We start from the raw sequence: 11,689 nt of genomic DNA, 5'->3' as shown, positions 1-11,689 counted from the left end.
AGTTGTCAGTTGTCAGCTGTTCGCTGAAACCCGTTCGACGGCGGCGAGGACCTTGGCCGCGCCGTCCTCGGCGGCCAGGGCGGTGGCGACGGCTCGGGCGCGGGTGCGGTAGCGGGGGTCGTCGAGCGTCAGGCGGAGGGAGGTGGCGAGGCGGGCGGGGGTGAGGCCGCGCAGGGGGACGGGGCCGGGGGAGACGCCGAGCCGGGCCAGTCGGGCGGACCAGAACGGTGCGTCGAGCTGGGCGGGCACGGGGACGGCGGGGGTCCCGGAGCGGAGGGCGGCGGCCGTGGTGCCGGCACCCGCGTGGTGGACCACGGCGGCGGTGCGGGGGAAGAGCCATTCGTGCGGGGTGTCGCCGACGGTCAGGACGGAGTCCGAGTCCTCGGCGGCCAGTCCGCTCCACCCCGACTGGAGCAGGAGGCGCACCCGGGCGGCGCGGGCGGCGGCGAGGACGGTCGCGGTCAGCCGCTCGGCGTCGGGGACGACCAGGCTGCCGAAGCCGACGAAGACCGGCGGCGGCCCGGCGGCCAGGAAGTCGAGCAGCCGGGCCGGGGGCTGCCAGTCCGGCCGGTCGGCCGGCCACCAGTAGCCCGCCACCTCCAGTCGGGGGCTCCAGTCGGCGGGTCGGGGCACCACCAGTGGCGAGAAGCCGTGCAGGACGGGGTGGTTGCGGCGGGCCCGGGCGATGCCGAGCGGCGGCAGGCCGAGCCGACGGCGCAGCCCGCGGACGGCCGGGACGAACAGCTGGTCGGTCGCGGCCTGGACGGCGTGTCCCGCCAGCAGGTTGCCGGACCGGCCGAGCGATCGGGTGCCGGTGACGGCGGGCGCGAACTCCCGGGTGGGGGCGAGGGGTTGGAGGTACAGCCCGATGCTGGGGATGTCGGCCGCCTCGGCGGCGACCTGGCCGAGTGCGCTGGTGGTGCTGGTGGTCAGCAGCAGGTCGGTCCCGAGCGCCGTGGCGTCGGCGATGCCGTCGCCGAGTGCGGGCATGAACCTCCGGCCGAGCCGCAGGAGTTGCAGGACGGCGCCCGGTCCGCTGCCGGCCCGCAGCAGGCGCCGGCCCTCGGCGGAGGCGAGTTCGGCGCGCGGGTCGACCGGCAGCGGGCGGAACTCCAGTCCGGCGGCCCGTACCGACTCGGCGAAGGTGTCGTGGGTGGCGACGGCCACCTGATGCCCGGCCGCCCGCAGCCGGACGCCGAGCCCGGTGAAGGGGGCCACGTCGCCCCGGGAGCCGGCGGTGGCGATCAGGATGCGCATGGCCGCAGTATTTCGGCGCGGGCGGCGCGCGGGAAGGGCGCCACGCGCGGGCGGTCCGGCCTGGGCGGCCGGTGTCGTCAGCCGGTCCCGTCGGCCGGTCCCGTCCGCTGGGTTCGTCTGCCGGGTTCGGACGGTGCTGCGCGGGTGGCCGACCGGGGCGGCCGACGCGGGTGGCGGAACCGGGCGGCGGGCGGTGGCGTCCTTGCGGGCAGAGCGGACGGGACGGGGCCGTCGCGCCTTGGACGGGAAGGGATGCCGGATGAGCATCGTCGCGTGGATCGTGCTGGGCCTGCTGGCGGGTGCGCTGGCCAAGCTGCTGCTGCCGGGGAAGGACCCGGGCGGCCTGATCGTGACCACCCTGATCGGCATCGCCGGCTCCTTCGTCGGCGGCTGGATCGCATCGCACTTCATGCACCGCTCGATCTCCGCGCACTTCTTCGACGCGGCGACCTGGGTGTCGGCGATCGGCGGCGCCCTGGTGCTGCTGATCGCCTACCGGCTGCTGTTCGGCAACTCGCGCCGCTGACGGAATGGTTCGGTGCGGCCCCGGCGTCCGGGAGACGGCGGGGCGTGCCGGGGGAGGGGAGTTCCGCCGACCGGTACGACGGCGCCCGGATGGCCGGTTCGAACCGGTCCTTGCCGGTGCTGGAACGGTGCGAGGCCCTCGTACGTCCTTCCGAACGGGACCCGGGGGCTCGACGGGGTCGCCACACCGATGACGCAAGGGGCGGCGGATGAGCTGGATGGCGTGGATCGTGCTGGGCCTGGTGTCGGGGACACTGGCCAGGATGGCGATGTCGAGGGGGGAGCGCGGCCTGATCGGCAGCACCCTGATCGGCATCACCGGCTCCTACATCGGCACCTGGATCGTCTCGCACTGGATGCACGGGACGGTGAAGGTGAGCTTCCTCGACGTCACGACCTGGGTGTCGGCGATCGGCGGCGCCATGGTCCTGCTCTTCGGCTACAAGGTGCTCCGCTTCCTCGCCCGGCGCTGACCATCTGGTGCTGACGGCTCGATGCTGATGGCTCGGCGCTGATGGTTCGGTGCTGACCGCCGGGCTTTGAAGCCGGGCGGTCAGCACCCGGCACCGCCCGGTTACCGGTCGGCGGTCCGGGACGCCTCGGCGACCCAGCCCGGGAGCGGCTCGCGCGCGGCGAGCCACCCGGGCGGCACGTCCGCGAGCCCGGTCCGGGCGGCGGCCACACCGGCGGCGATGGCGCAGGTGGTGTCCTTGTCGCCCCAGCCCTCCAGGGTGTTCCAGACGGTCTCCGGCAGCGAGTCCAGGTGCCCGGCCGCGGACCAGAGGGCGAACGGCACGGTGTCCGCGGCGGAGATCAGCGCTCCCGAGCCGAGCACGGTGGCGGCGTGCCGGACGCTGGTGTGCTCGGGCATCCGGGCGGCGATCCGGAGCCCGGAGCGGACCTCGCTGTCCGGCAGCCGTCCGGCGATCTCGGTCAGCAACTCGGCCCGGCTGGGCGGGTTTCCGCCCCGACTGCGGACCGCCAGCGCCGCCGCGAGCGCGACCGCCACCGCACCGGCGACGGCCTCCGGGTGGAAGTGGGTGGTGAGCGCCTGCAGTTCGGCCTGCCGGACCACCGTGTCGAGGTCCTCGGCGAACCAGGCGCCCAGCGGCGCGACCCGCATCGCGGCGCCGTTCCCGTGCGAGCCCTGGCCCTCGAACTGGGCCGCGGTGATGGCGCGCCAGTCCCCGCCGGCGCCGATCCCGCGCAGGACCCGGTGCATCGACGGGCCGTACTTGCGCCCGTACTCGCGGGCGTACTCGGCGGCGAACTCCCGGGCGAGCGCGTCCGGTCGGACCTCGCCCGCGTCGAGCAGGTGGCGGACCAGCACGAGTGCCATGGCGGTGTCGTCGGTCCAGTGCCAGGGTGCGGGCCGGACCAGCCTGGCGGCGAGCGCGGCGGGCGCCTCGTCCAGCGGGACCGAGAACCACCGGTCGCCGAAGGCGTCGCCGAGGGCGAGTCCTTCCAGGCTGTCCAGGACCGGGCGGGCCGCACGCATGTCATCCTCCGTGTGAGATCAACTGTGTGCGGCAGTCTGCCGGACGGGCGGGGCGCCGGCGAGCGGTTATTCCTCCGCTCGCCGGCGCCACATCTGCTGACGGTTCGTCACTTCGCCTTCAGGCCACCGAGGACGAGCTTCCAGACGGCGTCGAACCGGTCGTCGACGTCGGGGGTGGACCAGGTGGAGGCGTAGGCCGGGTCGTGGAAGGGGCCGGTCGCGTCGAAGACGGCGCGGGCGGTGTTGCGGATGTGGGCGAGCTTGAACTCCTTGGTCTCGATGCCCTCCGCCACCATCCGCGCGATCTGGTCGACCAGGGTGTCGACGTGGGTGTCCACCAGGCCGCTGTTCTCCTCGACCAGCACCATGTAGGTGGCGAACAGCTCCGGGTCGTCCAGCGCCTTCTTCCGCTTGGCCGTGAACAGCGCCGTCAGCCACCGCTGCAGCCGCTCGGAGGCGGGGCCGCCCTCGTTGGAGACGGTCGACAGCTCGTGGTGCGCCTGGTCGAGCCAGCGCTGGGTGACCGCCTCGCGCAGCGCGGCCTTGCTGGGGAAGTGGCGGTAGACGCTGCTGTGGCTGACGCCGAGGATGCGGGCGACGTCCACGACGGTGGCCTTGGCCGGGCCGAACCGCCGGAGGACGTCCTCCGCCGCGCTCAGGATCTGCTCGGCGGTGAGTGTGGTGTCCGTGGTCACGGGGAGGTCCGTCCTTAGGTCGTGCGGTCGGGTCGTGCGGCGATGGCGCCGGTGGTGCGGCGACGGCGCTGGTGGTGCGGTCAGCGCTCGCTGTCCAGGTGGGCCATCTGTGCGGCAGCGTACCGGTCACCGGCGGCGGAGCCGGCGGGTACGGAGGCCTCGACGGCGGCGAGGTCGGCCTCGGTCAGTGCGACGTCGAGGGCGCCGAGGGCCTCGGTCAGGCGGTCCCGGCGGCGGGCCCCGACCAGCGGGACGACGTCCTGACCGCGGGAGGCCACCCAGGCGATGGCGACCTGGGCGACGGTGGCGCCCCGTGCGGTGGCGATCTCGCGCAGGGCCTCGACCAGCGCGAGGTTGTGGGCCAGGTTCTCGCCCTGGAAGCGCGGGCTGTGGCTGCGGAAGTCGGTCCCGGCGAGGGCCCGTTCCCGGTCCCAGTGGCCGCCGAGCAGGCCGCGGGAGAGCACGCCGTACGCGGTGATGCCGATGCCGAGCTCGCGGGCGGCGGGCAGGACGGCGGCCTCGATCGAGCGGGAGAGCAGCGAGTACTCGATCTGGAGGTCGCTGATCGGGTGGACGGCGGCGGCCCGGCGCAGGGTGTCGGCGCCGACCTCGGAGAGCCCGATGTGGCGGACGTAGCCGGCCTTCACCAGGTCGGCGATGGCGCCGACGGTCTCCTCGACCGGGACGCCCGGGTCCAGGCGGGCCGGGCGGTAGACGTCGACGTGGTCGGTGCGCAGGCGGCGCAGGGTGTAGGCGAGCGCGGTCTTGGTGGCGGCGGGGCTCGCGTCGTAGCCGAGCCACTGGCCGTCGGGGCCGCGCTGGGCGCCGAACTTCACGCTGATCTGCACGCTCTCGCGGTCGCGGCCGCGCAGCGCCTCGTGGATCAGCAGCTCGTTGTGGCCCATGCCGTAGAAGTCGCCGGTGTCGAGGAGGGTGACCCCGGCGTCGAGGGCGGCGTGGATGGTGGCGATGCTCTCGGCCTCGTCGGCCGGGCCGTACAGGTCGGACATGCCCATGCAGCCGAGGCCGAGGGCCGAGGTGACCGGTCCGGTGGTGCCGAGGGTGCGCCGGGCGGGGCGGGTGTGGGAGGACACGGGTGACTCCAAGGGGGCGGGTGCGGTGCCGGAAGGGGCAGGAGCAGGGTGACCCGGGTCTCACTGTGACACGACAGCGAACAGATTTCAAAATCTGTTCGCTGTCGTCTGTTATCTGAAAGTTGAAATCTGTCGACTGTCATTTGTTCGGTGGACGGGTGGACGGGCGGGCGACTGCGGCATGGCGGCAGACGCCCGCACCGAAGCCGACATCAGTCGGCGACCCGGCTCCGGTTCTCGTACGCGAGGTCGGTGTACTCGGGGTGGCGGAGCATCCAGCCCTTGATGAAGGGGCAGGTGGCCAGCACGGACAGGCCGCGGGCGCGGGCGTCGTCCAGGGCGGCGCGGGCCAGCGCGCTGCCGATGCCCCGGCCCTCGAAGGCGGGCTCGACCACGGTGTGCGGGTAGACCACCAGCTGGTCGCTGCGCAGGTACTCGGCGAAGCCCGCCGGCTTGCCGTCCTCCCAGGCCTCGAAGCGGTTCCGGGCTTCCACGTCACGTACCGAGATGGTCATCGCGGCTCCTCACTGCGGGAGAGTCGGAGCCGGGCCCGGCCCCGGTCCATCATCGGGGGAGCGGGGCCGCCCCGCCCGCCGATCCGGTTGCCGTGTCCGTCGTGGTCGTCGTGGTCGGTGCCTTGCTCGGAAGTGCCGGTTCGACCGCCGGCCCGACAGCGGGCTCGACAGCGGGCTCGACGGCGGGGCTCCCGGCCGGTGCCCAGGTCTCGCGGCCGCCCGGCGACCGCAGCAGGCAGGCGCGGGCGGGCGGCACATTGCGCCACACCGTGCGCTCGCCCAGCCCGTACGCCTGCTCGAACCGCCGCAGCAGCCGGACCACCGCCCGGTGGCGGGCGCCCCGGCGGGGGCCGGAGGTGAGGCTGCGCGCCGTCGTCGTGCCGAGGTACCCGAAGTACGTCAGCTCGCCGCCGGGCGCCAGCAGCCGCAGGTAGAGGTCGAGGATGTCGCGCACCTGTGCGGGCTCGAAGTTGGTGAACGGCAGCCCGGACACGATCACGTCGTACCGCTGCCCGCGGTCCTCCGCCCGGGCCCCTTCCGGCGCCGGTCGACGGCACTCCGGCAGCTCCTCGACCCGGCAGGCCGACAGTCGCAGGCCGACCCCGGGGTGGCGTGCGGCGAGGACCGGGTCCTCCCGCAGCCGTTCGGCGAACCGCGGGTTGGCCTCGACGACGTGCAACCGGTCGCCCGGGCGCAGCACTTGGGCCAGTCGGCGGGTGACCACGCCGGTGCCGGCGCCGACCTCCAGCACCGAGATCGGACGGTTCGGGCGGCTGGTGACCGGTACCACCAGGGCGTTCACCAGCTCCGGGCCGCTCGGGGCCAGCGCGCCGGTGTCGTGGAAGGTGCGCAGGGCCTCGGCGAGGAACAGCAGGTGGTCGCCACCGGCGGGCGAACTGTACAGGGGGGAAGGGGAGTCCGGACGGTGGTGGAGCCGTTCGTTGGTCATGCCGTCGACGCTAGGCAGGGCGGAGCCGCCGCGAATCGGCCGGTCAGCGGCGCCGACCCCCGACGAAAGTCGAGGGTGCGGTTACCCGGAAGACAGAGGCGCTCCGCGGCCGAGCGCCCCTAGCATCGAGCCCGAGGTGCCCAAGGGCGGACGTACGGAAGGCTTTCGGGCCGAGGAGAGCGGAAAGGAGGAGCACCATGCGCCGGAGTGTGCTCGGCTGGTACGGGCCGGACCACCGGGCCGGGACGGACACGTTGCTGCTGCTCGGCCTGCTCGGCCTGACCATCGAGGAGGCCCTCGCCCAGTGGACGCAGACCGACGGTCCGCTGCGCCTGCCGCGCACGGTCGTCGCCGCGCTCGCCGCGGTCTCGCTCTTCTTCGCCCGCCGCCACCCGGTGGCCTCGGCCGTGCTGCCGGTGCTCACGGGCGGGCTGTTCAACCGGGCCGTCCCCGGCCTGTTCAGCGTCTTCCACCTCGCCTACCTCGGCCGGCCGGGCCTGGCGATGGCGGGCGGCTCGGTCATCGCGGTGGCCAGCGCGGTGGGTGTGGACTCACTGGTCGGCCGGGCGGGTACCGCCGGGTCCCAACTCCTGGTCCAGGCCGCCACGATGGCGGTCGGCCTGTGGCTGCGGGGCAGACGGGTGCTGATCCGCACCCTGCACGAGCAGGTCGACGCGCTGCGCCGCGAGCGCGAGCTGCGCGCCGAGCAGGCCCGGTCCGCCGAACGGGCCCGGATCGCCCGGGAGATGCACGACGTGCTGGCCCACCGGCTCAGCCTCCTGGTCCTGCACGCCGGGGTGCTGCGCGACCAGGCCAGGGCCGGCACCGTCGCCGACGACCCCGACCGGCTCACCCACCGCCTCGAACTGCTGCGCACCACCGCCGCCCGGTCGCTCGACGACCTGCGCGACGTCCTGGGCGCGCTGCGGGCCGACCCGTCGGCCCCGCCCGCCACGGGAGGCGAGCCGTCCGTGCCCGTCGAGGCCGGGCGTGTCCCGGCGCCCGCGCTGCGCGACCTCACCGAGCTCGTCGGCGAGGCGACCCAGGCCGGCCAACGGGTCGAACTCACCCTCTCCGGGGAGCCGGAGAGCATCCCGACCACCCACCGGCTGGCCGTGCACCGGCTGGTGCAGGAGGCGCTGACCAACGCCCGCAAGCACGCGCACGCCGCGCCCGTCACCGTACGGGTCGGCTACGGGGCGCCGGCGACGACGGTCGAGGTCCGCAACGGCCCGGGCGAGGCGCCGTTGGGCGGGCCGGGCACCGGTGGCGGGTACGGTCTGGTGGGGCTGGCCGAACGGGTCGGCGCCCTCGGCGGCCACTTCGACGCCGGTCCGGACGGTGGCGGCGGCTTCCGGCTCTCCGCCCGGTTACCCGCGCCGGACCGCCCGCCGCAGGCGGTGCCGGACGAGGCGTCCGCCCGGCTCCGTGGCGACGGTCCGGATCCACAGTCGGCGCGCGCGGTGGCGCACCCCGGGCGGGCGTCGCCGCAGCCGGAGCGGGGGAAGGGGACGCCAGGGGCGCGGCAATCGCAGGAAGGGGCGCAGGGGGCGCGAGGAGTGAAGCAGTCGGAGCCACCGAAGCAACCGAAGCAACCGGAGGAACCGACGCAGCCGAACCAATCGACGCAAGCGACGCAACCGACGCGGGCGAAGCACGTTGAGCAGGAACCGAAGCCGCAGCCGAAGGACGCCGCATGATCCGAACAATGGTGGTCGACGACGACGCGCTGGTCCGTCTCGGCCTGGTCGACCTCCTGGCCCAGGACCCGGAGCTCACCGTGGTCGCCGAGGCCGCCGATGGGCTGCAGGCCGTCGAGCTCGCCGCCGGTCGGCGGATCGACGTCGCGCTGATGGACATCCGGATGCCCCGGCTCGACGGGATCGCCGCCACCCGGCGGCTGCGCGAACTCCCCGACGGTCCGCGGGTCATCGCCCTCACCACCTTCGACCTGGACGAGTACGTGTACCAGGCGCTCGCGGCCGGGGCGGACGGCTTCCTGCTGAAGGACACCCCGCCCGCGGAGATCGCCCGGGCCGTCCATGTCGTCGCCGGCGGCCAGGGGATGCTGCACCCGGCGGCCGCTCGGCGGCTGATCGACCGCTACCACCGGGTCGGGGCGCCCCGGTCGGTGGCCGCCCGCAGCCGGGCCGCCGGACTCACCCCGCGGGAGACGGACGTACTGCGCGAACTCGCCGACGGGCTCTCCAATGCCGAGATCGCCGGTGTGCTCGGGATGCGCGAGAGCACGGTCAAGGCGCACGTCAGTCGGATCCTGACCGGGCTCGGAGTCGCCAACCGGGTCCAGGCGGCGCTGCTCGCACGCGACGCCGGGCTGATGGGCGACGGCGGCTGAGGACGGACGGCTGGGATCGGCCGGGCCCGGGTTCGGGTGCCCAGGTGCCGGGGTGCCCGGGTGCCGATCGGTCGTGCACCCGCGGGTACGTTCGCGAACGTTCGCGCACGCGCATATCCGGGCGCTGTCCCGCTGTTCCGGGGTGCCGCGCCGTCGTGCCACGGGTTGCAGCCGAAGCACGTCGGGGCTCGGCGGGGCTCGGTGGGGCACATCGGGGCACGGCATCGGCCGGTGTTCACCTTGGCGTTCCCCGGACGTTCCTCCGGAGTCGGGGCGGACGTCGAAGCGGGCTTCCATGAGCCGCCGCGTGCTCCCGGTTCGTATCGCGTGCTGAGCCGCTGTCACCCATCCGGCGTGGAAATGCCGTGCCTTGGCCGTTTGCGCTGCCGAACTCGGGCGGCGGGTCCATGGTGGAGATGGGCGCGATCCGGCGACCGCGTCCGCGCGCCGATCCAGGCCCGCGCGCCGAGCGCCCGCGCCGAAAGCGGACGGGTGTTGTCCGAAGCGGGGCCCGGTACCGGCACGCTGGGAACAGGGCCACCTCGCAGGAAACCGAACGGTTCTTCTAGGCTCACATCTCGGCTTCCCTGCGGCGGTCCGGCCACTGCGCCCACCGCCACGAAGCCGCCGTCCACGGGGCTCCGGGCGGACCGGGGCCACCGGATCGAGCGAGGAGGACGCACATGCCAAGCACGCCGCCCAACCGTTCCACCGTACTTGGGCCAGACAGGCCGATTCGGTGGGCCGCTCATCATCCCGGTCGGCCGGTGCGGTCCGGCCGGGCCTGGTACCCGGGCGGGAGCGGTCGGCCGGCACGGCCGCTGTATACCGGCGGCGGCCGCGGAGGCGAGCGTTGAGTCCCCAGATCGTCGGGTCGCCCGCCGCACCGGGCGCCGCCGCGGAACCCGCCCCGACGTCGGTCGCCGTCCCGGCCGCCACCGACGGTGAGGCCCTGGCCGCCGCCACGGCCACTGCGACCACCGCCGCCGCTACCGCCGCAGCCACCGCTACTACCACCAACGGCACCGCCGCCGGCACCGCAACTGCCGCTGCGGATCCGGGCACTACGGTCTCGGCCCCTGCGCTTCCCGCCGCTTCGGTCCAGGCCACCGCGGCCGCTTCCGGTGCCGCGAAGACCGTCGTGGCCAAGGTGGCCGTCACCACGACCGCAGCCGCCAAGTCCGCCCTCACGAAATCCGCCCTCACCAAACCCGTCGTCGCGAAGGCCGCGGCGGCGAAGAGTCCTGTGACGAAGAGCCCTGTGACGAAGAACGTCGTGGCGAAGAACGTCGTGGCGAAGAACGTCGTGGCGAAGAACGTCGTCGCGAAGCCCGCGACGGGCCCGGCCGCCACCGCCTCCCACGGGGCCGCCGCCGTCACCACGGCGCTGCCCGGTGTGCCGCAGGCGCTCAGCACCCGGGCCCGCACCCTCGCCGGGGCCGTCCGGCGTCGCTGCGTCGACCTGGCGCGGATCGAGTCGCCCAGTGGGGACGCCCCCAGACTCGACGCGCTCGCCGAGGAGTTGGCGGTCGGCTTCTGTGCCACCGGTGCCACCGCCCGGCGTGAACCCGGACCGGCCGGCGACCACCTCGTACTGGAGTGGGAGGGTCGGGACGAGTCCCTGCCGCACCTGCTGATCGTCGGGCACCACGACACCGTGTGGCCGGTCGGCACCCTCGCGGACTGGCCGGTGACGGAGGAGGACGGCCGGCTCACCGGGCCCGGCGTGGTCGACATGAAGGGCGGACTCGCCATCCTGGAGGGGGCGTTGTCGCTGCTCGCGGACCTGGGTGAGCGCCCGCACCGGACCGTCCGCCTGGTCGTGGTCTCCGACGAGGAGGTGGGCAGCCCCGACGGACGCCGCCTGGTCGAGCGCCAGCTGCGCGGAGCCGCCGCGGTTCTGGGCCTCGAACCGCCGCACCCCGACGGTCGGTTGAAGACCGCGCGGCGCGGCAGCACCCGGGTGCGGCTCACCGTGACCGGCCGCGAGGCGCACGCGGGCAACGACGCCCACGACGGGGTGTCCGCCGTCGACGAGCTGGTGGACCAGCTCGTGCTGGTGCGCGACCTCGCCGGTCAGCCCGGCACCGAGCTCAACGCCGGTCGGATCAGCGGTGGTTCGCGCGCCAACGTGGTCGCCGGCCGGGCCGAGGCCGAGCTGGGGCTGCGCTTCGCCACGGTCGAGGCGCAGCGCCGTACGCTGGACAACCTCGCCCGGCTCACCGCGCTGCGTCCGGGCGCCCGGGTCCGTACGGAGGTGCTGTCCAGCCGTCCGGCCTGGCCCGAGCGGACCGGCAACCCGCTGTTGCGGCACGTGCGTTCGCTCGCTGCGGTGCTCGGGCAGCAGTTGGACGGCGCTCCGGCGGGCGGGGCAGGGGACACCAACCTGCCGGGCTCGCGCGGGCTTCCGACCCTGGACGGCTTCGGCGCGGTGGGCGCCGGGGCCCACGCCCGGCACGAGCACATCCGGGTCGACCAGATCGCTCCCCGGATCGCCCTGCTGGCGGCGCTGCTCGCGGTGCCGCTGCCGCGACTGCGCGACCGCGCGGAGGGCTGAGCCGGCGGTGAGCTGCTGACGGCCGGGAGCCGGTCGCCGGCCCCCGGCAGTCGGCGGCGGCGAACGTAGAACGGCGGACGGCGGACGGCGAACGTAGAGCAGCGAACAGAGAACAGAAGACAGCCGACGGATAACAGCTGACAGATTTCAGAATCTGTCAGCTGTTATCTGTTGCGCACCTTGCCATCCCTCCGCCCCTCCGCGCAGAATGGTACCGACCGAACGGTCAGTCGGTTGGTCGTG

General features: G+C 74.5%; 11 protein-coding genes. 5 read left to right on the top strand and 6 right to left on the bottom strand.

Features of this window, described 5'->3' with window-relative positions; translation table 11 throughout:
- Window positions 1–12: 12 nt before the first annotated feature.
- Entirely contained in the window at window positions 13–1,257 is a 1,245-nt protein-coding gene (locus ACWDD9_RS01785; protein ID WP_380778702.1) for a glycosyltransferase, read from the bottom strand.
- A gap of 259 nt (window positions 1,258–1,516) precedes the next feature.
- Here ACWDD9_RS01785 and ACWDD9_RS01780 point away from each other — a divergent pair, with 259 nt between their 5' ends.
- The gene (locus tag ACWDD9_RS01780; protein ID WP_117491020.1) at window positions 1,517–1,783 is read left to right on the top strand and encodes a GlsB/YeaQ/YmgE family stress response membrane protein; all 267 of its coding nucleotides are present in this window, start codon (window positions 1,517–1,519) and stop codon (window positions 1,781–1,783) included.
- Between the two features lie 208 nt (window positions 1,784–1,991).
- The gene (locus ACWDD9_RS01775; protein WP_063780048.1) at window positions 1,992–2,255 is read left to right on the top strand and encodes a GlsB/YeaQ/YmgE family stress response membrane protein; all 264 of its coding nucleotides are present in this window, start codon (window positions 1,992–1,994) and stop codon (window positions 2,253–2,255) included.
- A gap of 101 nt (window positions 2,256–2,356) precedes the next feature.
- On the opposite strand, the gene ACWDD9_RS01770 is transcribed toward ACWDD9_RS01775, so the two are convergent.
- The 5 genes from ACWDD9_RS01770 to ACWDD9_RS01750 form a co-directional block, all read right to left on the bottom strand.
- Complete coding sequence (locus ACWDD9_RS01770; RefSeq protein ID WP_380783010.1) at window positions 2,357–3,280, bottom strand: ADP-ribosylglycohydrolase family protein; 924 nt, start codon at window positions 3,278–3,280, stop codon at window positions 2,357–2,359.
- A 107-nt stretch (window positions 3,281–3,387) separates the two neighbouring features.
- Window positions 3,388–3,975, bottom strand: coding sequence for a TetR family transcriptional regulator (locus tag ACWDD9_RS01765; protein ID WP_074004228.1), 588 nt, complete (start codon window positions 3,973–3,975; stop codon window positions 3,388–3,390).
- Window positions 3,976–4,055: 80 nt separating this feature from the next.
- Window positions 4,056–5,069, bottom strand: a complete 1,014-nt coding sequence (locus tag ACWDD9_RS01760; protein ID WP_449810542.1) for an aldo/keto reductase — start codon at window positions 5,067–5,069, stop codon at window positions 4,056–4,058.
- Window positions 5,070–5,281: 212 nt separating this feature from the next.
- A complete protein-coding gene (locus tag ACWDD9_RS01755) occupies window positions 5,282–5,584 on the bottom strand; it encodes a GNAT family N-acetyltransferase (protein ID WP_049649718.1) in 303 nt (100 codons plus the stop codon).
- A gap of 49 nt (window positions 5,585–5,633) precedes the next feature.
- Window positions 5,634–6,533: a class I SAM-dependent methyltransferase gene (locus ACWDD9_RS01750; protein ID WP_449810541.1), complete on the bottom strand. Its 900-nt coding sequence runs from the start codon at window positions 6,531–6,533 to the stop codon at window positions 5,634–5,636.
- Between the two features lie 197 nt (window positions 6,534–6,730).
- On the opposite strand from ACWDD9_RS01750, the gene ACWDD9_RS01745 reads away from it, so the two are divergent.
- The 3 genes from ACWDD9_RS01745 to ACWDD9_RS01735 all read left to right on the top strand — a co-directional run bounded on the left by ACWDD9_RS01745 (window position 6,731) and on the right by ACWDD9_RS01735 (window position 11,446).
- Window positions 6,731–8,233, top strand: a complete 1,503-nt coding sequence (locus ACWDD9_RS01745; RefSeq protein ID WP_449810540.1) for a histidine kinase — start codon at window positions 6,731–6,733, stop codon at window positions 8,231–8,233.
- The gene (locus ACWDD9_RS01740; RefSeq protein WP_049649719.1) at window positions 8,230–8,889 is read left to right on the top strand and encodes a response regulator; all 660 of its coding nucleotides are present in this window, start codon (window positions 8,230–8,232) and stop codon (window positions 8,887–8,889) included. The genes ACWDD9_RS01745 and ACWDD9_RS01740 overlap by 4 nt, the downstream gene beginning before the upstream one ends.
- 853 nt (window positions 8,890–9,742) lie before the next feature.
- A complete protein-coding gene (locus ACWDD9_RS01735; RefSeq protein WP_449810539.1) occupies window positions 9,743–11,446 on the top strand; it encodes a M20/M25/M40 family metallo-hydrolase in 1,704 nt (567 codons plus the stop codon).
- Window positions 11,447–11,689: the final 243 nt, after the last annotated feature.

Source organism: Kitasatospora sp. NPDC001119 (assembly GCF_053598475.1).
This window is presented reverse-complemented; position numbering and strand designations above follow the sequence as displayed.